The sequence below is a fragment of the Nocardia sp. GP40 genome (assembly GCF_050434125.1).
GTDB classification, from domain to species: domain Bacteria; phylum Actinomycetota; class Actinomycetes; order Mycobacteriales; family Mycobacteriaceae; genus Nocardia; species Nocardia albiluteola.
The window spans coordinates 881,901-906,368 of record NZ_JBNPVW010000002.1 but is presented as its reverse complement, the minus strand read 5'-3'; the positions used below and the strand labels follow the sequence as shown (position 1 = coordinate 906,368).

General features: G+C 67.9%; 22 protein-coding genes and 1 riboswitch. Of the genes, 11 read left to right on the top strand and 11 right to left on the bottom strand.

Features of this window, described 5'->3' with window-relative positions:
- Positions 1-131 precede the first annotated feature (131 nt).
- From ABH933_RS08780 to ABH933_RS08770, 3 genes are all read right to left on the bottom strand, one after another.
- Positions 132-1,346: an O-succinylhomoserine sulfhydrylase gene (locus tag ABH933_RS08780; protein WP_429419020.1), complete on the bottom strand. Its 1,215-nt coding sequence runs from the start codon at positions 1,344-1,346 to the stop codon at positions 132-134.
- On the bottom strand, positions 1,343-1,765 hold the full coding sequence (locus ABH933_RS08775) for a rhodanese-like domain-containing protein (protein WP_429419018.1): 423 nt from the start codon (positions 1,763-1,765) through the stop codon (positions 1,343-1,345). The genes ABH933_RS08780 and ABH933_RS08775 overlap by 4 nt, the downstream gene beginning before the upstream one ends.
- A 14-nt stretch (positions 1,766-1,779) precedes the next feature.
- A riboswitch (SAM riboswitch) is annotated at positions 1,780-1,895 on the bottom strand.
- 46 nt (positions 1,896-1,941) lie between these two features.
- Positions 1,942-2,388, bottom strand: a complete 447-nt coding sequence (locus ABH933_RS08770; RefSeq protein ID WP_429419016.1) for a hypothetical protein — start codon at positions 2,386-2,388, stop codon at positions 1,942-1,944.
- A gap of 280 nt (positions 2,389-2,668) precedes the next feature.
- Between ABH933_RS08770 and ABH933_RS08765 the strand changes: the two genes are divergently transcribed.
- The 3 genes from ABH933_RS08765 (at position 2,669) to ABH933_RS08755 (ending at position 7,061) form a co-directional block, all read left to right on the top strand.
- Positions 2,669-4,057, top strand: coding sequence for an FAD-dependent oxidoreductase (locus ABH933_RS08765; protein WP_429419014.1), 1,389 nt, complete (start codon positions 2,669-2,671; stop codon positions 4,055-4,057).
- A gap of 82 nt (positions 4,058-4,139) precedes the next feature.
- Positions 4,140-5,000: an amidohydrolase family protein gene (locus ABH933_RS08760; RefSeq protein ID WP_429419012.1), complete on the top strand. Its 861-nt coding sequence runs from the start codon at positions 4,140-4,142 to the stop codon at positions 4,998-5,000.
- A 1,038-nt stretch (positions 5,001-6,038) separates the two neighbouring features.
- The gene (locus tag ABH933_RS08755) at positions 6,039-7,061 is read left to right on the top strand and encodes an alpha/beta hydrolase (RefSeq protein ID WP_429419010.1); all 1,023 of its coding nucleotides are present in this window, start codon (positions 6,039-6,041) and stop codon (positions 7,059-7,061) included.
- Positions 7,062-7,097: 36 nt separating this feature from the next.
- Here ABH933_RS08755 and ABH933_RS08750 read toward each other — a convergent pair whose 3' ends face one another.
- Positions 7,098-8,549: a wax ester/triacylglycerol synthase family O-acyltransferase gene (locus tag ABH933_RS08750; protein WP_429419008.1), complete on the bottom strand. Its 1,452-nt coding sequence runs from the start codon at positions 8,547-8,549 to the stop codon at positions 7,098-7,100.
- 270 nt (positions 8,550-8,819) lie between these two features.
- The gene (locus ABH933_RS08745) at positions 8,820-9,791 is read right to left on the bottom strand and encodes a purine-nucleoside phosphorylase (protein WP_429419006.1); all 972 of its coding nucleotides are present in this window, start codon (positions 9,789-9,791) and stop codon (positions 8,820-8,822) included.
- Between the two features lie 196 nt (positions 9,792-9,987).
- Between ABH933_RS08745 and ABH933_RS08740 the strand changes: the two genes are divergently transcribed.
- The 4 genes from ABH933_RS08740 to ABH933_RS08725 all read left to right on the top strand — a co-directional run bounded on the left by ABH933_RS08740 (position 9,988) and on the right by ABH933_RS08725 (position 15,157).
- Positions 9,988-11,085, top strand: coding sequence for a CaiB/BaiF CoA transferase family protein (locus tag ABH933_RS08740; RefSeq protein ID WP_429419004.1), 1,098 nt, complete (start codon positions 9,988-9,990; stop codon positions 11,083-11,085).
- A 105-nt stretch (positions 11,086-11,190) separates the two neighbouring features.
- Entirely contained in the window at positions 11,191-13,806 is a 2,616-nt protein-coding gene (locus tag ABH933_RS08735; RefSeq protein WP_429419002.1) for a LuxR C-terminal-related transcriptional regulator, read from the top strand.
- Between the two features lie 92 nt (positions 13,807-13,898).
- Entirely contained in the window at positions 13,899-14,321 is a 423-nt protein-coding gene (locus tag ABH933_RS08730) for a hypothetical protein (RefSeq protein ID WP_429419000.1), read from the top strand.
- A gap of 413 nt (positions 14,322-14,734) precedes the next feature.
- Positions 14,735-15,157: a hypothetical protein gene (locus ABH933_RS08725; RefSeq protein ID WP_429418998.1), complete on the top strand. Its 423-nt coding sequence runs from the start codon at positions 14,735-14,737 to the stop codon at positions 15,155-15,157.
- Positions 15,158-15,434: 277 nt separating this feature from the next.
- Here the strand turns inward: ABH933_RS08725 and ABH933_RS08720 are convergent, their stop codons facing one another.
- From ABH933_RS08720 to ABH933_RS08705, 4 genes are all read right to left on the bottom strand, one after another.
- Positions 15,435-15,983 (bottom strand): methylated-DNA--[protein]-cysteine S-methyltransferase, encoded by a 549-nt coding sequence (locus ABH933_RS08720; protein ID WP_429418996.1) that lies wholly within the window; start codon positions 15,981-15,983, stop codon positions 15,435-15,437.
- A 117-nt stretch (positions 15,984-16,100) separates the two neighbouring features.
- Positions 16,101-17,147, bottom strand: coding sequence for an alpha/beta hydrolase (locus ABH933_RS08715; protein WP_429418994.1), 1,047 nt, complete (start codon positions 17,145-17,147; stop codon positions 16,101-16,103).
- 9 nt (positions 17,148-17,156) lie between these two features.
- Positions 17,157-17,618: a nuclear transport factor 2 family protein gene (locus ABH933_RS08710; RefSeq protein ID WP_429418992.1), complete on the bottom strand. Its 462-nt coding sequence runs from the start codon at positions 17,616-17,618 to the stop codon at positions 17,157-17,159.
- A 93-nt stretch (positions 17,619-17,711) separates the two neighbouring features.
- On the bottom strand, positions 17,712-18,050 hold the full coding sequence (locus ABH933_RS08705) for a hypothetical protein (RefSeq protein ID WP_429418990.1): 339 nt from the start codon (positions 18,048-18,050) through the stop codon (positions 17,712-17,714).
- 61 nt (positions 18,051-18,111) lie between these two features.
- On the opposite strand from ABH933_RS08705, the gene ABH933_RS08700 reads away from it, so the two are divergent.
- Positions 18,112-19,593: a PLP-dependent aminotransferase family protein gene (locus ABH933_RS08700; RefSeq protein WP_429418988.1), complete on the top strand. Its 1,482-nt coding sequence runs from the start codon at positions 18,112-18,114 to the stop codon at positions 19,591-19,593.
- Positions 19,594-19,663: 70 nt separating this feature from the next.
- Positions 19,664-19,819, top strand: coding sequence for a hypothetical protein (locus ABH933_RS08695; protein ID WP_215922191.1), 156 nt, complete (start codon positions 19,664-19,666; stop codon positions 19,817-19,819).
- Between the two features lie 81 nt (positions 19,820-19,900).
- Here the strand turns inward: ABH933_RS08695 and ABH933_RS08690 are convergent, their stop codons facing one another.
- A complete protein-coding gene (locus tag ABH933_RS08690) occupies positions 19,901-21,190 on the bottom strand; it encodes an adenylosuccinate synthase (RefSeq protein ID WP_215922192.1) in 1,290 nt (429 codons plus the stop codon).
- A 324-nt stretch (positions 21,191-21,514) separates the two neighbouring features.
- Between ABH933_RS08690 and ABH933_RS08685 the strand changes: the two genes are divergently transcribed.
- Together ABH933_RS08685 and ABH933_RS08680 are read left to right on the top strand one after the other, a co-directional pair.
- Complete coding sequence (locus ABH933_RS08685) at positions 21,515-22,174, top strand: hypothetical protein (RefSeq protein ID WP_429418986.1); 660 nt, start codon at positions 21,515-21,517, stop codon at positions 22,172-22,174.
- Positions 22,171-22,953 (top strand): site-2 protease family protein, encoded by a 783-nt coding sequence (locus ABH933_RS08680; RefSeq protein ID WP_429418984.1) that lies wholly within the window; start codon positions 22,171-22,173, stop codon positions 22,951-22,953. The genes ABH933_RS08685 and ABH933_RS08680 overlap by 4 nt, the downstream gene beginning before the upstream one ends.
- Positions 22,954-23,301: 348 nt before the next feature.
- Here the strand turns inward: ABH933_RS08680 and ABH933_RS08675 are convergent, their stop codons facing one another.
- Positions 23,302-24,456, bottom strand: coding sequence for an FUSC family protein (locus tag ABH933_RS08675; RefSeq protein ID WP_429418982.1), 1,155 nt, complete (start codon positions 24,454-24,456; stop codon positions 23,302-23,304).
- Positions 24,457-24,468: the final 12 nt, after the last annotated feature.

Here is a 24,468-nt window from a genome sequence, read left to right as displayed (position 1 = left end):
CGCAGGTAGGACGGAACAGCGGGCACAAATTCATCGCCGGAACCGCGAGGCCGGCGATGCAGACGCGGAGACGAAACAACCCTCATCGCCGAAACCGTTCGGCGACAAGGGTTGTGAATCGTCGGAATGCCTCAGCCGAGCGCCTGATCCAGATCGTTCAGCAGGTCCTGCACGTCCTCCAGGCCGATCGATATGCGCAGCACGCCGTCGGTGATACCCACGGCCGCACGGCCTTCCGGCCCCATCGCGCGGTGCGTGGTGGTGGCCGGGTGGGTGATCAGCGTCTTCGCATCGCCCAGGTTGTTGGAGATGTCGATGATGCGCAGCCGGTTCAGCACCTCGAAGGCGCGCTTCTTCCCCTCCTCCGGCCCCGAGGCCAGCTCGAAGGTGATGACGGTGCCGCCGCCGTCCATCTGCTGCCGGGCCAGCTCGTACTGCGGATGCGAGGGCAGGAAGGGGTATTTCACCCACGCCACCGCGGGCTGCTGCTCCAGGAATTCGGCGATCTTCAGCGCGGACTGCACCGAGTGCCGCACCCGCAGCGGCATCGTCTCCAGGCCCTTGAGCAGCGTCCACGCATTGAAGGGGCTCAGCGCCGGGCCGGTGTGCCGCATCAGGTTCTTCACCGGGCCGTCGATGTACTCCTGCGAGCCCAGGATCGCCCCGCCCAGCACCCGGCCCTGGCCGTCGATGTGCTTGGTGCCCGAATACACCACGACATCCGCGCCCAGATTCAGGCTGCGCTGCAGCAGCGGCGTGGCGAAGACGTTGTCCAGCACCACCTTCGCGCCGGCGGCGTGGGCCAGCTCGCACACCCGGCGCACGTCCACCAGGGTCTGCATCGGGTTCGACGGGGTCTCGAAGAAGACCGCCTGGGTCGGCTTCGACAGCGCCGCCTCCCACTGGGACAGATCCTCGCCGTCGACGAAGACCGTTTCCACGCCCCAGCGCGGCAGGATCTCGTTGCACACCACGAAGCACGAACCGAACAGGCTGCGCGCGGCGACCAGCCGATCGCCGTTGCCCAGCAGCGCGGCGAGGGCGGTGAAGACCGCGGACATGCCGCTCGCGGTCGCGAAACACGCCTCGGCGCCCTCGATCAGGCGCATCCGCTCCTCGAACATGGCCACGGTCGGATTGCCGTAGCGCGAGTACACGAAGTGCTCGATCTCGCCGGTGAACGACGCCTCGGCCGCCTCCGCGCTGGCGTAGACGAAGCCGGAGGTCAGGTACAGCGCCTCGGCGTTCTCCTCGAATCCGGACCGCCGCAGCCCGCCGCGCACAGCCTGGGTCGCCGGGCCCACGCCCTCGGGCAGCGGCTTGTCGAACGCACCACCGGTGATCACGACTGCCTCCAGGCCAGCCCCAGGGCGCGCCAGCCGGCGCCGCCGCGATGCCCGTTCGCGTCGAGCGGGCCCTCGAAGCCCTCGAGCACGTTGTAGGAGGGGGCGTATCCGGCCGCGGTCGAGGCGATCGCCGCGCCGATGGAGCGCTGCCCGGACCGGCACAGGAAAATCACCGGCGCGTCGCTGTCCGCCGCGCGCCCGGCCAGCGCCTGCTTCAGCTGGTCGGTGAATTCGCCGTTGGGTGCGCCGGTGCCGTCGACCCATTCGATCAGCGCCGTGGGCCGGTCGATGGCGCTGGTGTCGGGCACGCCGACGAACCGCCACTCGGCCTCGGTGCGCACATCCACCAACACCGCATCGGGGTTGTCGCACAACAAATCCCACGCCTGCTGGGGCGTGATGTCACCTGCGTAAGTCACAGAACCTCCTCGCGAATCCGCACTTGCCGCACCCGGAGCTGGGCGCGTGCCAGGTCGTCACCCGGAGCACCCCACCGCGGAGGAGGGTTGCCGGCCAGCGAGCCGGGGCCTATCGCTGGCACTCATGACCTTCGATCGAGATTGCCTGGCCATGGGGCCACCTGTCAAACCCTCGTTCACGGCCGATCGCAGACGAGCCAGGTGCCCTGCGGCCGGGTCAGATTCCAGACCGAGGTGGCCGATTTCCCGTCGACCTTGCTGCTCACGGTCACCGTCGCGCGGTTGCCGTCGACGTGGGGATCCTTCAGGCCATCGATCGCGATGTCCTTTCCGGCCGCATCGGGACCCAGCGGCGAACGCGCCTGCTCGAATCCGGGGCACTCGGTCCCGGCCCGCTTCGCCGCATCGGTGCCGCGCTGTGCGTCGACGAAGGCATGCACCGCGTTCGCGATGCGATCGGCATCTGTGAGATTCTTCTCAGCGGGGTGCAGCAGCGCGGCGATCACGATACCCACGATGACCAGCACCGCGAGCACCGCGGCGGCCAGGAACGGCACCAGCGAGCGGACCGGCTCCCCCTGGTCGATCGGGGTCGGCTCGCCGGTGGTCTCCGCGTCACTCATGCACCGATCATCCCTGGTGGCGGGCGGGCCCGGAGAACGGACCCCGGCTCGTTCGCGCGATGCCGCGACAACCGGCCATAGCCGACACCGATAGAATCACCGCCGAGCCCGGTCCCGGCCGGGACGAACCGAATCCCCCCGAGCGGCAACGTTGCAGCATCGAACGGTATGAAGGATCGTCGGGTGTATCCCGGACCCAGCGTCAACTTAGCCTAAGCTAAGAGCGACGGCTAAGAATGACAGTGACGACAGAGTTCTCGACCAGAGGGTGCGCATCAGAATGACGGAAACAAGTGCAGGAACCCGCCCACTGCGCATCGCGATCGTGGGCGCCGGACCGGCCGGTATCTACGCCGCCGACGCGCTGATGAAGTCCGATGCCGAGGTCTCCATCGATCTGTACGAGCGCATGCCCGCGCCGTTCGGGCTGATCCGCTACGGCGTGGCGCCCGACCACCCGCGGATCAAGGGCATCATCACCGCGCTGCACAAGGTTCTGGACAAGCCCCAGGTGCGCCTGCTGGGCAATATCGACTACGGCACCGACATCACCCTGGCCGATCTGCACCGCTTCTACGACGCGGTGATCTTCTCCACCGGCGCCAACGCCGACCGCGCGCTCGGCGTCCCGGGCATCGACCTGGACGGCAGCTACGGTGCCGCCGACTTCGTCTCCTGGTACGACGGCCACCCGGACGTTCCCCGCACCTGGCCCCTCGAGGCCGAGAAGGTCGCCGTGCTGGGCGTCGGCAACGTCGCCCTGGACGTGGCCCGCGTGCTGGCCAAGACCGGTGACGAGTTGCTGCCGACGGAGATCCCGCCGAACGTCTACGAGGGCCTCGAGGCCAACAAGGCGCTCGAGGTGCACGTGTTCGGCCGCCGCGGTCCCGCCCAGGCCAAGTTCACCCCGCTCGAGCTGCGCGAGCTCGACCACTCGCCCAATATCGAGGTCATCGTCGATCCCGAGGACATCGACTACGACGAGGGCTCCGAGGCCGCGCGCCGCCACTCCAAGCAGGTCGACATGGTCTGCAACACCATCGAGCAGTGGGCCATCCGCGACGTCGGCAACCGCCCGCACAAGCTGTACCTGCACTTCTTCGAGAACCCGGCCGAGATCGTCGGTGAGGACGGCAAGGTCGTGGGCCTGCGCACCGAACGCACCCAGCTCGACGGCACCGGCAACGTCAAGGGCACGGGCGAGTTCCGCGACTGGGATGTTCAGGCCGTCTACCGGGCCGTGGGCTACCTGTCACAGAACATCCCCCAGCTGCCCTTCGACGACCAGGCCGGCACCGTGCCCAACGAGGCCGGGCGGGTGCTGATCGACGAGGATGCCGACGGTGCCGCGCGCTATCTGCCCGCCACCTACGTCACCGGCTGGATCAAGCGCGGCCCGGTCGGCCTGATCGGCCACACCAAGGGCGACGCCAACGAAACCATCGCCTGCCTGCTCGACGACGCCGCCGCGTTCACCCCCGCGGCCGAGCCCGAGCTCGACGCGGTAACGAAGTTCCTGGAGGACAAGGGAATTCCGTTCACCACGTGGGCCGGCTGGTACCGCCTCGACGCCCACGAGCGCGCCCTGGGCGAGCCGCAGGGCCGCGAGCGCGTCAAGGTCGTCGAGCGCGAGGACATGCTGCGCGCCAGCGAGCCGCACAAGGCCTGAGCACCGGCTATCCCTTGCGGCGCTTACCGGGTCGGAAGTGCCGCATATGGATCCTGTCGGTGTCTCGAGGCATGCTGATCTCGTGTTCGATGCCCATGTCCATCTCGTCGATCCGCGGTTCCCGCTGATCGAAAACGAGGGCTTCCTGCCCCGGCCCTTCACCATCGCCGACTATCGAAAGCGCATGGCGCGCTTCGATATCGACGGCGGAGCCGTGGTCAGCGGGTCGTTCCAGGGTACCGACCAGGGGTTTCTGCGGGCCGCGCTGGCGGAGCTGGGTGAGAGCTGGGTCGGGGTCACCAATCTGCACCCCGACACCACCGACGCGGAGATCGTCGACCTGAGCCGCGCCGGGGTGCGCGCGCTGCGATTCAATCTCAAGCGCGCGGCCGGCGATATCGCGGAGCTCACCATGCTCGCCCTGCGGGCGCACGCCGTCGCGGGCTGGCATGTGGAGCTGTACATCGACGGATCCATGCTCGGGTCGCTGGAACCGGTGATCAGCAAGCTGCCGGTGCTATCCATCGACCACCTGGGCATGTCCGACGAATGCCTGCCCTACCTGCTGGACCTCGTCGACCGCGGCGCCAAGGTCAAGGCATCCGGATTCGGACGGGTGGCGATGAACGTGCCGACCGCGCTGCGCCGCATCCACCGGGTCAATCCGGAGGCGCTGATGTTCGGCTCGGACCTTCCCGGCATGCGCGCCGGGCGTCCGTTCCGCGACGCCGATGTCGAGCTGATCGGCGAGGCTATCGGCCCCGGCGTGCACCGGGTACTGGAGGACAATGCCCGTGCCTTCTACGGACTACCGGTCAAGGCCCGCCCCTTGCACGAGTCCCCGCCGACGATGCCCCTGCCCCGGACCGAGCCACCGACGCTGCGCATGAGTCGATCCGAGTTGCCCGGCCCGCCCACGGAACCGCTCCCGATCATCGAATAGCGGCGCGGGCCCGTGGCCACCGGGTCCGGCGGTTTGCCCCGGCCGGGCCGGCGCCCGCGCGAGGCCTCGCGGCGGCTGGAAAGAACACTGGCACAGTGGTTTTCATGCGTACTCCCGAGGGGCGCGTGACCCGGTGGGGTAGCCGCGTCAGCGCTGAAACGAACTTGAAATGTACCCGTTCCAGTCCTACGCCGGGAGAGGTGGGCGTTGGCGCAATTGCGACACCGATGCGCCCGTCGAGCTATTGGGCAGCCCTGAATTATCCGGTTGCCGACCAATTCCCCGCGACGTTTCCGCTGGCAGAACGCGTTCTAGAACAACAGAAAGAATTGTCATCCAATCCTCTCGAGCTGTTCCGGTAGAAGTCGGCTGGCCTGTTTGCGCCGGAGCTGTTCCGATCCACGGTACGCGAATCACCGGCTACTCGAATTTTCAAGATCGATACCACTGGATACGATCCTTCCAAATGGTAGCTGAATATTCGCTTATACCCGGGCGGCGATACGGAAGACCATTTTTCGGATTCTCTTGCGGCATATATTCAACCCTGCTACGTTCCCCTTCATCACTGACGGACCTGCGTTGGTGACGAGTTCTCGACCTCAGATTCCGGGATCGAGGGTTCGCTGCTGTTCGAACAAGGAGTTTTTGTCGTGGGTTCTCTTGCTGATGGCACCCTACTTCCGGCCCTCATCCCACTGCTGGGATCCGCGGTGGCCGGTGACGGCCTTTGGTCGACCTTTCTCGGCTCGCTTGGAAATATCGTCAAGTAGTGCCGGCAATGTGAATTATTCATCGGGTTCCCAATACCTGAGCGACAATACGTAGGAGATAAACATGGGATCACTTCTGACCATTCTCGGAATGGGCACCGCAAGCGCTAACGCCAATATCCTGACCCCGATCACCAATGCGCTGGTCAGTCTCAGCGGGGGTACACCACACACAAAGTAATTACCGGTGGCCGATGTGGGGGAGCCGGCGAGACTCGGCCACTCCCCCGCATCGACTCCGATGCCGACATGACTCAGCTCTAGGATGTATACGTTGCGCGGTATTGCCTGCCTGGCCGCATCTCTCTCATTGTCGGCCGTGCTGTGGGCCGCGAGCACGCCGGCCGCATCGGCTCAATCCGGCGCCCGAGTGGTGAGTGAAACCCGCGGGGCCGGACAGCTGACGAATATCAGCGTGTATTCACCATCCATGCAGCGCAATATCACGCTCGAGGTTTTGCACCCGAAGGACACGACCCGGCCGGCCCCGACGTTGTATCTGCTGAACGGCGCCGGCGGCGGGGAGGACGCCGCGAACTGGCTGGCGCGCACCGATGCCGCGCAGTTCTTCGCGGACAAGCACGTCAATGTCGTGATTCCCACCGAGGGCGCGTTCAGTTACTACACCGACTGGGACAAGCCCGACAAGGGACTGGCCAAGAAACTGCACAACAACGGCCGGAACATGTGGGAAACCTTCCTCACCGATGAGTTACCGCCGGTTATCGACGCCGCCTTTCACACGAACGGGGTCGATGCGCTGGCGGGCATCTCCATGGCGGCGACCTCGGTCCTGAATCTCGCGATCCAAGCGCCGCGGTTGTACCGCAGCGTCGCCGCGTACAGCGGCTGCGCGATGACCAGCGATCCCATCGGCCGGGCCATGGTCACGCTGGTGGTCAGCGACGGCGGCGCGGACGTGACGAATATGTGGGGCCATGTCGGCGGTCCGGAATGGCAGGCGCACGATCCGTATGTGAATGCCGCGCGCCTGCCGCATATTCCGATGTACATATCCAGCGGTAGTGGTCTGCCGGGCAAGCACGACACCCTGGCCGATCCCACGCTGAACAACAGCCAGGCCATGCTCGCCAATCAGATGGCGGTCGGCGGCATCCTCGAAGCGGCGACGAATTCCTGTGCCGCCGCCCTCGCCGACCGGACTCGTCAGCTCGGCCGTACCGATATCGTCTACGACTTCCGCCCAACGGGCACCCATTCCTGGGGGTACTGGCAGGACGAGCTGCACCGATCGTGGCCCATGCTGGCATCGTCGCTGGGCATCTGAGCTACGCGGATGGCCCGGGGCGGCCACGCCCCAGGCTCACTCCCCCAACGACCCGGCCGCCTCGGCCAGCTGACGAAACGACCCGCGCAGCAGCTCACCGTAATGCTCGAGATCCGGCATCATCTTGCTGTCGGCGCTGACCGATATCCACAACTCCTCGCCCTGCGAACTGACCAGATGACGTAGCCCGTCGCCATCGAATACCGGCAGCACACCGAACGCGCTCACACCCGGCAGGTCGAGAAATTCGAGCCGCTCGGTCACCGGGGGCACATTGCTGATCGTGGTATTCACCAGCGGCACTGTCTCGATATCGTCGAACGACTGCTGCGCCCGGACCCAGCCGACCAATCGCAACAACCATGCCGGAGAGGTGTGCAGCCGGGCTTCGCGTCGCAGGACATAGGCATTGGCCCAGCGCTCTTTCTCCCGTCGCGCCGAGACCTGAATTGCTTGTAAACGAGAGAGGGAATCGGCGATGTCGGTGTGTAGATCGACCGACATCAGGCAGAGCTGATTCGCCGAATTCCACCGCGCCGTGCCGCGCATCGACATGGGGACCATTGCACCCAGCGACGCCGCGGGAGTCTCACCCCGCTCGCGGAGATAGGCATCGAGCGCACCGGATATCACGGCCAGCATGAGGTCGTTGACGGTGGTGCGGCCGGGCATTGCCGCCTTCAGATCGAGCACGGCCCGCAGTGGAATGGGAATCAAGTCGAAGACGAGTTCGGAGCGAACCGCATGATTGAAGCGGGTGGCGGGACGATGGGCGATCGGTTCGTAGAGTGCCTTCGCCGCTACGCTGGCCGCCGCCGCCCGTGCGGCGCGGCGGGTTCGAATCAATCCCGCCACGAACCGCACACAGCGATAGGGCAGGAGGCCGGCCGAACGCAGCAATGCCGTCGACTCGGACCAGGAATGGTGGTCCACCGTGGGCGCGGGCGGAATATCGACGGCGCCGAAAAGCTTCGACTCCAGCGTCCGTGTGCCCATGCCGTCGGCGGCGCTGTGATGGAATTTGAGCACGACCACTGTCACCGCGGGATATCCCGGAAAGCGGGCAACGCGTTCGAAGATATGGATCTCCCACGGCGGACGCGAGAGATCCATTCGGGTGGACGCGATCGCGGCGATACGCCGCCGGATCTCGTCCCAATCGAACACCTCGGGACCGTTCAGCGTCACATGATCGGCGAGACGGAACCCGGCATCGGGCACCCAGTACGGCAGGTCCAGGTCCCCGGGTATCCGCGCGAGCCGCCTGTGAAAAATCGGCGAGTGCCCCAGACGATCCCGCACCCAGGCGTGCACCTGTTCGGTACCGAACGGAGTTACCGCACCCCGCGACCTGTCGAATACGTAGGCGGCGGCAATATTGGCCGGATGGCGCTGATGCTCCTCGTAGACGAATACCGCATCGCGTGCGGACAACTGCTGGGCGGTGACATGTAATCCGGGTGGTTCGGCGGCCGAATTCCTCTTCACACTCAACCATCTCTCGCTCTGGCCGACGGAATGCATACAGCCATTCCGCACGTCACTGTACTGCCGTCGGGCGGTCGAGGAGGTGCAGTCGGCGGTCCGGGACGGGCGTACCAGCGAGGAGCGAAGCTTCCAGCTGATACTTTTCCAGCATCAAAGTTCGGCGCAATCACCACACAGGGTATCGTTCAGTTAAATCTGTTCACTAAACGTCGTTTAGAACCGGTCGCCAGCACCCGATCATTCGGTAACCGAATGTGTGCCATCGGCGGATCAGTTCAGGTCCGGATGCTGAATCAGGTAGTTCGCCGCAGCCAGCCCCACACGATAGGCGTTCTCCACCGAAATCGTGAATCCGGCGTAGCTGCCCTTCAGCATGTCGGTCACCGATCCGCCGCTCGCGGGCTGGTCGAAGTCGCTCGCGGTACGAAGGTCCACATATCGGTTCAGTTTCCCGGCGCGGGCCAGGGCGCCGGCGGTGGCGTTGTCCTCCATCTGAGACGTGCAGTAGTGGCCCTGTCCGCCGGTCTGCATGCCCACGATGTACGCGGTCTGCGCCGAGGAGACCGCGCCGGACCAGAAGTCGTCGCCGGTGGCCGTATCGCATTCGGCGACAAAGGGTTTGTCGTGCCCGGCCTGCCCCGGGTAGGCGGCGCGGACCGCCGCGAGGCTCGGATCGTCGGCGAGGGCGACCTCCTTGGTGTTGCGGTAGACCGCGTCCACGAGCCGCGCGTCGAGTTCGTACTCCTGGGTCACCGGCTTGTCCATGTCGCCGAGCGGCAGGTAGCCCAGCGGCACCGACGGATCGTCCTGCGGCAGAATGTGATGGCCGAGATCGACGTCGACAATGCGGCGCGCCCAGGCCGCGAAGCCGAGCGTCCCGACGTCGGGCGGCGTGCCCGCGATGCCCGCGGTGATGAAATACGCCTTGTCCAGGTCGAGTTTCGGGCTGGACAGGACCGCGGAGACCGAGAGCGCGGCATTGACCTTGCCCTCGTCGGTGACCATCATGCACATGCCGGAGTCGTTGCAGCGCACCGGCGTTCGCACGCCCGGCACCGAAATCTCGTGAGTCCACTTCTGATTGTCGACCCAGGGCTTGGCCTCCGGATCGAACATGGTGATGACCATCGCCTTCACCCCGACGCGCGCGTCGCCGGAGTGCGGCGAGCAGCCCGCGCCGGTCAGGCCGAGGGCCAGGACCGAGACCACCGTTGCCACCGTTGCCACCGTTCTACCGAACACCGGACCTCCGTCGTCGAATGAGTCGAATGATGCGGCCATTCAGGCATACCGCATGGACCACACGGAACCGGGGAGGTCGCGGGTAGTACGTGTTCGATGCCGCACCCCGGTGACGCAGCCCACGGTCACCGCTTATTGTCGGAGTGTCAACATCGCCGGTGCGGCGGTGCGCAGGAACGACGAACCGAGGTAGGACGTGACAGCACCATCCACCACCAGGCAGGGCCCCCTCGCGGGCATCCGGGTTGTCGAACTGGCCGGGATCGGGCCCGGCCCGCACGCGGCGCTGCTGCTGGCCGACCTCGGCGCGGACGTCGTGCGGGTGCAGCGACCCGGCATGCTGCCCGGATTCATGGAGCGCGCGCAATGGCGCGGGCGCACCATCGTCGAGGCCAACCTCAAGGATCCGGCGGACATCGAGCAGGTGCTCGGGCTGATCGAGAAGGCCGATGTGCTGCTCGAGGGCTTCCGTCCCGGCGTGACCGAACGCATGGGCCTGGGCCCGGACGTCGCGCTCGAGCGCAACCCGCGACTGATCTACGGGCGCATGACCGGCTGGGGCCAGTTCGGTCCGCTGTCCGACCGCGCCGGACACGACATCAACTACATCTCGCTCACCGGTGTCCTGCACGCGATCGGCCACAAGGACGAGCGGCCGGTGCCGCCGCTGAACATGGTCGGCGACTTCGGCGGCGGCTCGATGTTCCTGGTGTTCGGCGTGCTGGCCGCGCTGGTGGAGCGGCAGGGCTCGGGTAGGGGGCAGGTCATCGACGCCGCCATGATCGACGGCGCCCTGGCCCTGTCGCACATGATCTGGGGCATGAAGGGCGTGGGCCTGTGGTCCGACGAGCGCGGCACCAACCTGCTCGACACCGGCATGGCCTTCTACGACACCTATGAGACCTCCGACGGCAAGTACATGGCCGTGGGCTGCATCGAGCCGCAGTTCTACGCCGAATTCCTGAAGGGCCTCGAGATCGATCCGGCGGGGCTGCCCAATCAGCTCGACCCGAACGGGCAGGATCAGCTGCGCAAGCTGTTCACCGAGAAGTTCAAGACCCGCACCCGCGCGGAGTGGACCGCGGTCTTCGACGGTACCGATGCCTGCTGCACCCCGGTGCTGACGATGACCGAGGCCGAACAGAACGAGCACATCGTGGCCCGCACCGGACTGATCGAGATCGAGGGAGTGGTACAGCACGCGCCCGCGCCGCGATTCTCCCGGACGCCGGGCGGGGTCCCGACGCCGCCGCCGTCGGCCGGAACGCCGATCGACCGGGTGTGGGCGGACTGATTCGCCCCCGTCGCCGGGCCTTCGGGCCCGGCCTCGCCCGATCCACTTGCGACCGTGAGGGTTCGAGTTCCCCGGACAGAATCATGAGGCACTAAAGTAATTTCCATGGCGCGGAACTGGCCGATGATCGAGCGCGGCAGCGAACTGGAATCGCTCCGCGCGGCCCTCACCGGCTCCAAATTCGTCGGTGCGGTGCTCACCGGCGACGCGGGGGTCGGCAAAACCACCCTGGCCCGGCAGGCTGCGGCCGCCATCGGCGGCAACATTCGCTGGGTCGCGGGGACCGAGTCGGCGCGCAGCATCCCGCTGGGTGTGTTCGCGCACATGGTCGGCGTGTACACCGCGCACGATCCGGTGACGTTCATGGCCGCCGCGCGCGAGGCGCTGCTGGCCGACGGGCACACCATCATCGGTGTCGACGACGCCCACCTGCTCGACCAGCTGTCCGCGACGCTGCTGCTGCAGCTGGCAATCGACAAGGCGGCGCACATCGTCTGCACGGTCCGCAGCGGAGTCGCCGTGCCGGACGCGGTGACCTCCCTGTGGAAGGACGGTCATCTGCTGCGGATCGACCTGTCTCCCTTCAGCGAACGCCAGAGCGTCGAACTCGTCGAGTCCATGCTCGGCGGTCAGCTCGAGGGCTTCACCGCCAATCTGATGTGGGAATCCTCCGGCGGCAACGCGCTTTTCCTGCGGCATCTGGTCGAGGGCGCGCTCGAGGCGGGCACGTTGCGGCAGGTCAACGGCGTCTGGCAGCTGCGCGGCCGGGCGGCGGTCACCTCGGAACTGGCCGCGCTGCTGGAGGATCGGGTCGAACAGCTCCCCGACGACGTGCTGCGCGTACTGGAGCTGCTGACGTTCTGCGAGCCCATCGATCTGGACGTGCTGGCCGAGCTGGCGGGCGAGGAGGCAGTCGAATCCGCCGAATCGCGCGGCGTCGTACGGATCGTCCAGAATGCCCACCAGCTGCTGGTGCGCTACAACCACCCGCTGTTCGGCGAGGTGATCCGCCGGCGCCTCGGCATCGCGTCGGCCCGGCGGTTGCGCGGGCGGCTGTATTCCTCGCTGCGAGAGCGCCCGATCAAGTCGGCCTCCGATCGCATCCGGCTGGCCGAATTGGCCCTGGACAGTGACAAATCCGCCGATCTCGAGCTGTTCGAGGCCGCGGCGGAGGACGCCATCGGCCTGGCCAATCTGCCCCTCGGCGAGCGCTTCGCCCGGGCCGCGGTGGAGCGCCAGGGCGGGGTCGAGTCGGCCGATCTGCTCGCCCGGGCGCTGCTGTGGCAGGGCCATCGGATCGAGGCCGAGCGCACTCTGGCCAGCTTCGACGCCGACCAGCTCAACCAGGTGCAGCTGGCGCGCTGGGGCAGCACCCGGGTCGCGAATCTGTTGTGGGCGATGGGCGATGCCGATCGCGCCGAGGCGGTGCTGGCGCTGGTCCGCGGCAAGGTCACCCACCCGAAGATCCAACTGATCCTGCAGGGCCTGGCCTCCGCGTGCGCGGTCAACGAAAACCGTTTGCAGGACGCCTTCGTCGATGCCGAGCACGTCATGTCCGCCGACGAGGCGCCGCCGTGGGCGGTGTGGTGGGCGGCGTTCGGCGGCAGCCTGGCGCTGGCGCTGATGGGCCGCGGCGATGCCGCGCGCGTGTATGCCGAGCGCGGGCATCAGGTGGAGTCGCACATCGACGGGCTCAACCGGTTCATGTCGACCCATGCCGAGGTGCTTGCGCTGACCCTCACCGGCGATCTGACCGCCGCTCGCCGTTGTGCCACGGCGTATTTCGGCTATTCGGCCCCCGGGCAGTACCTGGCGTGGGGCTTCGCGAAGATCCTGCAGGGCACCGTGGACGTGGCACAGGGCCGCTTCCCGGACGGGGTGGAAAATCTCGAGCAGGCGCTCGCGGCGTTGACCGCCGAGGGCGCGGCCGCCTGGATGTTCCCGGCGAGAATCCGTCTGGCCGAGGCATATTCGGCACTCGGGCGCGCGGCCGAGGCCGCCGAGACCATCGCCGAGGCCGCCGAGCGCGGCGGGCGGCACAGCGCGGTGTACGAGCCGCAACTCGAGCTCGCGCGGGCCTGGCAGGCCGCCGCCGAGGGCACCCTGACGCCCGCGGTGCGCCTGGCCATCGGCGCGGCCGACGCCGCCGCACGGGCGAATCAGCATGCGATCGAGGCGATGGCGCTGCACACCGCGGCCCGCTTCGGCGACCATACGGTCGCCGGTCGCCTCGCCGATCTCGCCGCCCGCATCGACGGGCCGCTGGTGCAGATCCAGGCTCGCCACGCCGTCGCCGTCGCCTCCCATGACGGTCCAGGATTGGATACCGCGGCAACGGAATTCGAGGCGATCGGGGCACTGTTGTCCGCGGCCGACGCCGCCGCCCAGGCCGCCTCGGCACACGAGCGGTCCGGCGATCGCCGCCGGCTGCTGGAATCGGCCGCCACGGCGAACCGGCTTGCCGCGGCGTGCGGCGGCGCGGGCACCCCGGCGCTGCGCCAGTCCGCGCAGCCGCTGCCGCTGACCGCCCGCGAACGCGAGATCGCCAATCTGGTCGCGGCGGGCCTGTCGAACCGCCAGATCGCCGATCGGCTGACCGTTTCGGTGCGGACCGTCGAGGGGCACCTCTATCGCGCCTGCATCAAGCTCGATGTCACCGATCGCGAGGCGCTCGGCGAATTGATGCGCGGCGAGCCACCGAGCGGCAAACAGCGAAACTAATTCGGTCGTCCGGTGGCAACCTCCAGGACCTGCACGCCCCCACGGCGGTCGCCCCGGTCGCTCCGATCGCACCCCCGCCGCGCACCCTGCGCGTGGGCGCGTCCACCGCCCAGGTCCCGGACAACGTCCCCGACTCCCTCCTGAACCCCGCCAACAGCGCGGCCGCCGACACCCAGGCCACCATCGCCACGGGCCTCGACTCGGTCAGCATCAACGCCAGCCGCTCGGACAAGATCGCGGGCCTGACCATCGCCGGCGCGGCGATCGGCGCTGCGGCCGTTGGTATTCCGGCGGCCGTGGTCGGGGCCGTGCCCGGGGCGGTCATCGGCACCGGCGTCGGCGCGGTCGCGGGCGGAATCATCGGCGGCGTCGCGGGGACGGCTGTGCCCGGCGCCGGGGTACGACCGCCGAGGCCGCCATCGGCGCAGGTGTGGGCGCGGCGGCCGGTGCCGCAGCCGGCGCCGCGGCGGTCGGCATCCCCGCGGCCGTCGTCGGCGGCATCGCAGGCGGTGTGATCGGCGGCGCGGCAGGTACCGCGTTAGGTACCGCGGTCTGACGTCGAACCCGGAGAGCGGCCCGATTGACGCTGCGGCACAACGGGTCAGCGCCGGGCCGCGGCGGCATCACCTCGGGCCGCGGAGGACCAGAAATGTCATCCATGCCGCGTAGAGGATGCCGGCGAACACCAGGAGACCGATCGCCGAGAACAGCAGATCCATCTCGGAAGTGTAGGCATTGGCAAGAGTGGGTAGTGAGGTATCGGCCATATAGCTACAGGGGGTCACCACCAATTACGATGCTGCACGAGGCGATCCGACTATCCGGCATCGCCGCTCGACGCAGATCAGCGGTGCGCACCCGGGCCGGAGGCGACAGCGGGGTGTGACCATTCGGTCCCCCGGAGGCACCGCGGATCGACAACAGGAGGGTGGTTACCGAGGTGGCCCAGGGATATCGCAAGGTAGCGGCTGCTGTCGGGGCCGGCGTGGTGGCGCTGGTGGCGTGCGCCGGCATCGCACTGGCCGATCCGTCGGGGCCGGTGCAGCCGGGTGTCACCGTACCCGTCGCTCCGGTCACGCCGACGGCACCCGCCCCGGGCGGCGATCAGTCCGCCCAACTGCATTCCGCCACACCGCAGAACGACAACTCGGGTTACACGCGCCGCCGGTCCCCGGCCACGCCCACCACCACCGCGCCGCCCTCACCGCGCGAGGTTCACATCGGCCCCCTGAGCGCCCCCGTCCCGAACGCGGTTCCCAACTCGATCGTCGACGGCGTCAACCAGACGAATCAAGACCTGCAGAACGTCATCAGCCCGTCCACCACCCCAACCCCGCAGCCGAAGCACTGACCGCGGCTGCCGACACGCCACCACGAGGACGGCTCTCCGTTCGAAAGCCGCTGAGCCGTGCGGCATCCGGTCCGGGTGCCGCACACAGGGAATAAGGCCGGCCCGCCGAAACCCGGGTGCGCTCGATCACCAGGCGCACCTTCATACCCGTACGGGGTCCGGTCCGGAGTGCCGCACCCTCGGAACAAGGGCCGGCCCGCCGAAACCCGGGTGCGCTCGATATCCAGCTGCACCTTCGTATCCAGGTGGCATACGGCCGGGTGCCGCAACCCTCCGATCAGAACAAGGTCGGCTCGCCGAAGCCCGGAGTGCGCTCAATTTCCAGCAGCCGCGCTTTGGTGTCCAACCCGCCGGGGGCCGAGAAACCGTGCAGCGCATGGTCTGCGGCCAGCACGCGGTGGCAGGGGACGATCAGCGGAATCGGGTTGTGCCCCAGGGCCTGTCCGACCGCCTGTGCCGCGTGGGGGGCGCCGATGCGCTCGGCGACCTGGCCGTAGCTGAGAGTGCGGCCCGGGTCGATGGCGCGGGTGACGGCGTAGACCGCGCGATGGAATTCCGGAGAAGCGCTCTGGTCCAGCGGAATCCAGCGCAGATCGTCGAGCGCGCCGGCGAGATGGGCACGCACGCCCGCGATGGCCTCTGCCATCGCACCCGACGGCTCGTCCTCGCCACCCTCGGCACCGCGCAGAATGCGGGCGAGCGTGGCCTTCGGCGTGGCCTCGGGCAATCCGAACCGCACCACACCCACGTCGGACCAGGCGATGGCGCACACGCCGACGGCGGTATCGAAGAGCGCCGCGGCGAGCGGACGGCCGGGATCGGGCATACGGTCAGTGTGCCCGAGGGGACCGACAACTTCGGCGCAGCGGTGAACCGTCGGCACGATCGACCGGCGGGGTGCTCGGTTGGTTTTCGCCGTTCTGGCGATCGCACCTATCGGACGTCAATGTGCGCGGACATGATGGTCCAGCCAGCGCAGGGCATGGGCGACGGCGGCGCTGACATAGGGGTCTTGGTCGTAGAGCTCGATGTGATTGTGGGTATCGAGCCAGATCAGTTCCTTGGCACCGACTGCAGCGTCGTAGACCTGTTGGGCGTATTCCGGCAGCAGGGCAGTGTCGGCGGTGCCGTGGATGATCTGCAACGGCGTCGGTGCGACCAGCGGCGCGTGGACGACCGAGTTGTAGATGAAATAGGGCTCCAGCGAGTCCGCGGTCAGGGTGCGCGACCAGTTCGGGGCCTCGGCGCGGCTGGTGCGGTCGTAGTAGCTGTACGCCTCGGGGTTGGGCATGGCCGCTACCGGAACCTGCTCGGACAACTCGCGGGCGATGGTTGGGATGTAGGCGATCTCGCCGGTCTCGTATTGCTGTTGCACCAGATCGTTGATCAGGCGGAGGTAGGCGGCGAATCCGTCCACGCCCAAGAACTGCTGGAAGGTGCCGCCGATGTTGTAGCCGCCCGCGATGGCGACCACGGCTTTGAGCCGCTTGTCGCGCGCTCCCAGCGACACCGCGTACCCGCCGCCCATGCAGACGCCCACTGCCGCCACGGCTTCCGGGTCGATATCGGGTCGGGTCAGCAGGTAACCGACGGCGTGGGCGTAGTCGGCGATGACCGCGTTCGGGTTGTAGCGGAAACGCGGTTCACCCTCGCTCTCACCGAAATTGCGTGGATCGAAGGTGAGCACCGTGTATCCGGCATCGCTGAACCGTTCCGCGTAATGCGGCAGCGTCTGCTCCTTGACGCTGCTGATCGGCCCGCACATCACCAGACCCGGTGTGCGCTCTTCGGCCTCTGCACTCGGCGGTCGGTACAGGTGGCCGGCGAGAGTCACCGTGCCACTGGTGAATTCGACCGCCTCCCGCCGCGTTGGATCGGCGCGTAGCAAATTCGCCGCGTCCTGGGGCACGTAATACGCGCTGGGGTTGGCGATCTCGCCCATCGCGACAGTGGTTGGCCGGATTCTGATCGAGCCGATCCCGAAGGTCATTCTCTACCCTTACTTTCCGGCCGCGAGGGTCAATAGATCCTTGTTACCGTCGGCCCACACCGCGGTCATGAGCACACCGGTGATCACCCAGCAGCGTTCGGTGCGCGCCAACTCGAAGCGGTACTTGCCGCCGAGGGTCCACAGGTGCCCGCCGAACGGATTGGCCAGCCGATGGGTGGCCTGGAAGTCGGCGGTGCACACAGCGGTCCCGCCGTGGACCTCGACCAGGTGATTGGTGATCAGATGCTGAGTGGCGTCCAGCTTGCCCAGCAGTCCGGACCACGCGGCAACGATGTCGGCGACTGGCAACTCGGCCGGTTCGCCGCCATTGAGGCTGGTGTAATCCAGCCGGACCCGGTCAGCGAAAACGCCTGCAAGCCGACCCCATTCGCGATTATCGGTGTGCCAAGCCATGCGAGTGCACGTTTCGATGACGTCCAAGCGATCGGCCCATGGATTATGCGGTGTCATCGGGCCAGAATGACGGGGATCGCTGATAGCTCCCTGGCACTTGCCGACAGCGCAGTGCCAGCCGCGCGCGGTACCGGATCAACAGACCAGTTATCAGAACTGGACTGCTTGCCGAAGCCGATCCAGGCGGTAGTGGGCACCACGTGCCGGGCGAATCATCGACGACACAGCGGCACGTTCCTCCGCGTCCGCGGCGTCGGCGTCCACCATCCTGCCGAACTCCACATCGGCGTCTCGACGGGCGGAAATCGCGGCGATATCCGAACACTGCCGCTGCTCGTCGCGGAACGAGAGCGACCAGTCGGCCATCGGCGCATGCGGCCGGTAGCGCTCGAGCAATGCCGCGGCCCGCGCGCCGGGCCTGGGGGCGAAAAGGTGGACGCTCGCCGCGAAGGCCGCGACGACCAGCACAGATGCAACGAAATCAGCCATGCTTACAGCGTGACGACATCTGGACTTGAATTAAATAGCCACCGGGCCGATACTGGCCTTTATGGCTCTCCGTGTAATCAGTGCCCCCACTCTGACCAGGGACCTGGGCCGGTGGCGCCAGGACGAGGGCGGCGACAAGCGCGGCCGCCCGGCCTATCTCGCGCTGGCGGAGAGCATCCGGCTGCTGATCCACGACGGCCGCGCGCCGCTGGGCGTCGCCCTGCCCAGCGAGCGAGATCTGGCCGCCACGCTCGGCGTCAGCCGCACCACGGTCACCTCCTCGTATGCGCTGCTGCGCGAGCACGGCTACCTGATCAGCCGGCAGGGCTCGCGCAGCACGGTCGCCCTGCCGTCCGATGTCGCGCACGACGGCGGCAAGCCCGTGCGCAGCATCCTGGCGCTGATGTCGCCGAATCAGCCCACCATCGACATGACCTTCGCCGCCATGTCCGCGCCATCGGAGACCACCGACGCGTATTCCGCGGCGCTGCAGGGCCTTCCGCTCTACCTGGGCACGCACGGCATGGATTCGGTCGGGGTGTCGCCGCTGCGCGAGGCCATCGCGCGCCGGTACGCCGAACGCGGCCTGCCCACCGACCCCGATCAGATCCTGGTCACCCTCGGCGCCCAGCACGGCCTGCGCCTGCTGCTGAACGTGCTCACCGCGCCGGCCGAGCGGGTGCTGATCGACCATCCGACGTATCCCAATGCGATCGAGGCGATTCGGGACGTCGGGGCCCGCCCGGTACCGGTCCCGCTGCGCCCGGAAAATCCGGAGTCCGCCTGGGACATGGACGGAATCCGCAGTGCCGCACGGCAGACCGCGGCCAGCGCCGCATATCTGTTGCCGGACTTCAACAATCCGACCGGGCTGCTGATGGGCGCGCAGGATCGGGCCGAACTGGCCGCCATCGCCCGCGACACCCGCATGACGGTGATCATCGACGAATCCATGGTGGACCAGCAGCTCGACGGCGAAACCCCGCCCCCCGTGGCCGCTTTCGCGCGCGGACCGGAGATCGTGACGATCGGCTCGGCGTCGAAGTCGTTCTGGGGCGGGCTGCGGGTGGGCTGGGTCCGCGCCAATCCCGCGCTGATCACCAAGCTGATCGGCATCCGTTCCACGGTCGACCTCGGCACCCCGGTGATGGATCAGCTCGCCACCGCCTACCTGCTCGAACACGCCGACGAAATGCTGGCGCACCGCCGCGAACAGCTGCGCTCGCGCCGCGCGGCCCTGCTCGAGACCCTGGCCGAGGAGCTGCCCGAGTGGCGCGTGGTCCCGTCCGCGGGCGGGATGTCCCTGTGGGTCCAGCTGCCCGGCCCGGTCTCCTCGGCGCTGGCCGCCGTCGCCCCCAATCACGGCGTGTTGCTCGCCGCCGGACCACGTTTCGGCGTGCAGGGCGCCTTCGAGCGCTTCCTGCGCCTGCCCTTCGCCCGGGAGGAATCCGACCTGCGCATCGCCGTGAAATCCATTGCGAGCGCGTACGGCGCTCTCACCCCCCAAGCCGCCGAACCACTCGCCCCGATTACCTACTACTGACCCACCTGTCTCAGCATCACCACGCTCCGGGTTAGGGTTCAGGGTGTCCGAACCGGAGGGAGACCACACGATGACCCAGGAGCAGCAGCAAAGCTACGGCCGCCACGCGGCCGCCGAGGGCGCCGAGCGGCACCCCCTGATCGACCTGTCCCGCGACCCCACGCCGGGAGTCCCCGACCACGCCGCGCCGGACTACGACGAGCCCGAACCGACGACCGAATCCTGAGTTCCCCGGGACGAGCTCCACAAACGAAAAACCGCGCCCCACTCGAGATTTCGAGTGGGGCGCGGTGCGTTTCGGTCGGGCCTATCCCAGAATGTCGTGGCGGACAATCGTTTCGTCGCGGCCCGGGCCGACGCCGATGCACGAGATGCGGGCGCCGGACAGCTCCTCGAGACGCTCGACGTACGCACGGGCGTTGGCGGGTAGCTCCTCGAAGGTGCGGGCGTGCGAGATATCCTCCCACCAGCCGGGCATTTCCTCGTAAATAGGCTTGGCATGGTGGAATTCGGTCTGCGTGGTCGGCATCTGCTCCACCCGCTCGCCGTCGATCTCGTAGGCGACGCAGATCGGCACGCGATCCAGGCTCGACAGCACGTCCAGCTTGGTGAGGAAGTAGTCGGTGATGCCGTTGACCCGGGTGGCGTAGCGCCCGATGACCGCATCGAACCAACCGGTGCGCCGGGCCCGCCCGGTCGTCACGCCGACCTCGCCGCCGGTCTTGGCGAGGTACTCGCCGGAATGGTCGAACAGCTCGGTCGGGAAGGGGCCCGAGCCGACGCGCGTGGTGTACGCCTTGAGGATGCCCAGCACCGTGGTGATCTTGTTCGGGCCGATGCCGGATCCCACCGCGGCGCCGCCGGAGGTCGGGTTGGAGGAGGTCACGTACGGGTAGGTGCCGTGGTCCACATCGAGCAGCGTGCCCTGCGAACCCTCCAGCAGCACGGTCTGGCCGCCCTCCAGCGCCTCGTTCAGCAGCAGCCGGGTGTCGCTGATGCGGTGCTTGAAGCCCTCGGCCTGCGCGAGCACCTCGTCGACGACCTGCTGCGGGTCCAGCGCGCGGCGGTTGTAGATCTTCACCAGCACCTGGTTCTTGAATTCCAGGGCGGCCTCGACCTTCTGGGTGAGGATCTTCTCGTCCAGCACGTCGGCCACGCGCACCCCGACCCGCGCCACCTTGTCCTGATAGCAGGGGCCGATGCCGCGGCCGGTGGTGCCGATCTTCTTGTTGCCCAGGAAGCGCTCGGTGACCTTATCGATGGCCACGTGATACGGCATGATCAGGTGCGCGTCGGCCGAGAGCAGCAGCCGCGAGGTGTCCACGCCGCGCTGCTCGATCCCCGCCAGTTCCTCCAGCAGCACGCCCGGATCGACGACCACACCGTTGCCGATGACATTGGTGACGCCCGGGGTGAGAATGCCCGACGGGATCAGGTGCAGCGCGAAGTTGTCGCCGTTGGGCAGCACCACGGTGTGTCCCGCGTTGTTACCGCCCTGGTAGCGCACGACCCAGTCGACCCGGCCACCGAGCAGGTCGGTAGCTTTGCCCTTGCCCTCGTCGCCCCATTGGGCGCCGATCAGGACGATTGCCGGCATGTGGAGTCTCCTACGGTTCGACGCGCAGCAGCCGCTGCAGCTACCTGCCGTTTGTCGAGGCGGTGGCCGGGAGCACAGTCTAGTGGATCGCCGCGGCGACGCCAGGAGGCAGCACTCGCGGGCGCTGCGGGGTGGGTGAGCCCGGTGCGCAAGCGCCGACTGGCGCGGACCACACCGGGCGGGACTATCGTGGCTGCGGTAGGTGAACCGCCGGGGGTTCACCCGAACGCAGCGAGGTCGAGTTTTGCCAGCATCACGACGTGATTCCGTGAGCAGCGGTGGCCGGGCGGCGGGGATGCCGGCTCCGAGCAGGGTGCACCGCAGGTGAGTATCCACGTTCTCCAATGCGCCGGCGCCCCGGTTCCGATCGCTCTCGCTTCGATCCCGACCACGCAGACCTCGGCCATCCCCGAGACGTCCATGATCGATGAGCTGCTGCCGGTGCTCGCGGCCGACAGCCTGCCGCGCCTGATTGTGCTGGGCGAGGACGCCGGACTGGCCGCGGTGCTTACCCATCTGCTGCGCACCGAGCGACTACACGTCGAGATCGGCTACGTGCCGGTGGACCGGACCTACGGCTCGCGCGCCTATCAAACCGGCTCCGGTTCCGCGGCGGCCAAGCGGGCGCTGGAGGGCAGGCCGAAGCCGACCCCGCTGATCCGCGACGACACGGGCCGGGTGCTGGTCGGCCGTGCCACCGTCACCGGGCCGGGCGGTGCCAAACTGGAGGGCGAGGCCTACGCCGACGAGATACCCCTCTTTTCCGGAAAGGTTGCGGCACTGCATATCTCACCGACTCTGGAGATGCCCGGGGTGCGCGCGACCGCGCTGCGCGCGTTCCGCAGGCGGCACTGGGTCGCCGGCCGCGCGATCCAGCTGGGCACGCCGGGCGCGGTGGTGACCCGCGACGGTATCGCCGACGAGCGCACGGTGCCGCGCGCGAGCTTCTACCGGCACAACGACCCCTGGTTCCTGGTCCGATGAGCATTCCGTTCGATGCCCGCCGCGCGGCGGTGCGCCCGAGCCCGGTCTTTCTGCTGATCGTCGTCCTGACCGCCCTGGGCGGGGTGCTGGCCTGGGATGCGGAGCTGGAGTCCAACCAGGCCAAGATCGGCGTCTTCGTGTTCGTGGTGTTCGGCTGGATCGTCTCGGTCTGCCTGCACGAATTCGCGCACGCGTATACCGCCTGGCGCGCCGGTGACCACCAGGTCGAGCTGCGCGGATATCTGACCCTGAACCCGCTGAAGTACGCCCATCCACTGCTGTCGATCGGCCTGCCGATGGTGTTCATCGCGCTGGGCGGATTCGCGCTGCCGGGCGGCGCGGTCTACGTGCACTCGACCAACTTCTCCCCCCGCGTCCAGCGCATGATCAGCGGCGCGGGGCCCGCGGTGAACGCGGCGTGCGCGGTGGTGCTGCTGGTGATCGTGCGGTTCTTCGGATCCGAGCACGAGCATGCGGCGTTCTGGTTCGGGCTCAGCTTCCTCGCGTTCCTTCAGGTCACGGCGACCGTGCTGAATCTGCTGCCGATTCCGGGCACCGACGGATTCGGCATTCTGGAGCCGTCGCTGAGCTATCAGACCCGGCGGTCGCTGGAGCAGTTCAAGGCGTACGGGCTGCTGATCATGCTCGCGATCCTCTGGATTCCTGCGCTGAACCATCTGTTCTTCACCGTCGTGTACGACCTGTTCGAGCTGTCGGGCGTGCCGTCGCGCTGGTCGGCGTACGGCAGCTTCCTCACCCGGTTCTGGAATTCGCTCTGACACAACCGTTCCGGCGCTGCCCCGGCTGAAAATGGAAGGCCGCCCGACAGCACGCTGCCGGGCGGCCCGCTTCGCCGGGACGGGGGCACCGAGACCCCGTCGACCGGACACACACCCCCAGGTGCACTGCGACGTCCTCCCCGGATTCCCGCGCTGATACCCGGAAATCCCGCCGCCCGGCCGCAGGGCATCCAACGCCCCGGCGAAGTAGCAACCGCAACACCCCTCGTGCTTGCGGTATGCCCAAAACGCTACGGACGGTGGGGATTCGGCACACGAGTAGTCGACTACCCGAACTTCGGGCGCCCACCTCACGCGGGACCGGACACGATTACGCGCTGCGGGCGCTCAGTCCTCGGGCTCGACGTACGGATTCTCGACGGTGGGCGGTAGCAGCGCCATCGCCGACAGCCGCTTCACCCCGCACACCTGCATCAGGTCCACCACGATCGAGCGCAGCTGAGCGAAGACGACATGCGCCGAAAGCCCCGCCCCCTGGACCAGATCCATGGTCGCGCCCTTGGCAACCCGGCGCAGCACCCGCGTTGCCTCGGCGGCGTCGGGCTGACGGCCCGGATCCGCGAGCATGTACTGGCGCACCACCTCGACGGCCCGGCCCAGATCCTCGACCTCGTCGACGGTGCGCGGATCGAGGATCTCGTCGTCGCGCACCAGGGTCAGCGCGCGGCGCAGCAGGACCCTGGTGTTGCGCACGGCGTTGTCCAGCGGATTCACCGCAGCCCGGATCAGGTCCAGGCGCGGGCGGGCATTCCAGTACAGCGGGGAGATCCGGCTGACCTCGCGGCCGCCCTCGACCGCATTGCGCAGCGCGTCGATCTGCGATTGCGTACCGCGCGCGGATTCCAGTGCGAGACGGATCTTTTCGGGATCCTGTTCGTGCAGGCCGTCCGCGCAGGCGGTCAGCGCCCGGCCCATAACCCCCAGGATGTCGGCGGCCTGCTGGCGGGCGCGTCGCACCGGATGCAACGGGAAGATCGCCACGACGGCGATCCCCACGAGCCCGCCCACGAGCGAATCGATCACCCGCAGATAGGCCCCCTGGCTGTGCGGCGGATACAGCGTGGCCACCAGCACCGCGGAGCTGGCGGCCTGCATCGGGATGACCGCGCCGCGGTCGAGAAAGATCGCCGACCCCATCGCCACCGCCACCACCAGCGCGATCTGCCAGGTTCCGGTGCCGACGTGCGAGATGAACAGATCGCCGATCAGGATGCCGACGCTGACCCCCGCGACGAGCTCGACCGAGCGCCTGATCCGGGCCCCGAAGGCCACGCCGATCGAGATGACCGCCGCCACCGGCGCGAAGAAGGGAGTGGTGTGCCCGATCAGGCGGTGCGCGATGAACCAGGCGATGGCCGCGCCGAGGGCGCACTGCAGGATCGGCAGTGCGGACTTGCGCAGGCGCTGCCAGCCGCTGCGCAGCCGCTTGGTACCGCTCTCGCGGACGGCGCCCACGGTGATGAGCGGGGTCTCGAAGGCCATGGGGAGGGTCAG

What these genes read in the sequence shown, in the direction of transcription:
- ABH933_RS08770 (WP_429419016.1), bottom strand. Translation starts at nt 2,388, where the DNA reads ATGAGTGACGCGGAGACCACCGGCGAGCCGACCCCGATCGACCAGGGG.
- ABH933_RS08765 (WP_429419014.1), top strand. Translation starts at nt 2,669, where the DNA reads ATGACGGAAACAAGTGCAGGAACCCGCCCACTGCGCATCGCGATCGTG.
- ABH933_RS08755 (WP_429419010.1), top strand. Translation starts at nt 6,039, where the DNA reads ATGTATACGTTGCGCGGTATTGCCTGCCTGGCCGCATCTCTCTCATTG.
- ABH933_RS08735 (WP_429419002.1), top strand. Translation starts at nt 11,191, where the DNA reads ATGGCGCGGAACTGGCCGATGATCGAGCGCGGCAGCGAACTGGAATCG.
- ABH933_RS08720 (WP_429418996.1), bottom strand. Translation starts at nt 15,983, where the DNA reads ATGCCCGATCCCGGCCGTCCGCTCGCCGCGGCGCTCTTCGATACCGCC.
- ABH933_RS08715 (WP_429418994.1), bottom strand. Translation starts at nt 17,147, where the DNA reads ATGACCTTCGGGATCGGCTCGATCAGAATCCGGCCAACCACTGTCGCG.
- ABH933_RS08710 (WP_429418992.1), bottom strand. Translation starts at nt 17,618, where the DNA reads ATGACACCGCATAATCCATGGGCCGATCGCTTGGACGTCATCGAAACG.
- ABH933_RS08705 (WP_429418990.1), bottom strand. Translation starts at nt 18,050, where the DNA reads ATGGCTGATTTCGTTGCATCTGTGCTGGTCGTCGCGGCCTTCGCGGCG.
- ABH933_RS08700 (WP_429418988.1), top strand. Translation starts at nt 18,112, where the DNA reads ATGGCTCTCCGTGTAATCAGTGCCCCCACTCTGACCAGGGACCTGGGC.
- ABH933_RS08695 (WP_215922191.1), top strand. Translation starts at nt 19,664, where the DNA reads ATGACCCAGGAGCAGCAGCAAAGCTACGGCCGCCACGCGGCCGCCGAG.
- ABH933_RS08690 (WP_215922192.1), bottom strand. Translation starts at nt 21,190, where the DNA reads ATGCCGGCAATCGTCCTGATCGGCGCCCAATGGGGCGACGAGGGCAAG.
- ABH933_RS08680 (WP_429418984.1), top strand. Translation starts at nt 22,171, where the DNA reads ATGAGCATTCCGTTCGATGCCCGCCGCGCGGCGGTGCGCCCGAGCCCG.
- ABH933_RS08675 (WP_429418982.1), bottom strand. Translation starts at nt 24,456, where the DNA reads ATGGCCTTCGAGACCCCGCTCATCACCGTGGGCGCCGTCCGCGAGAGC.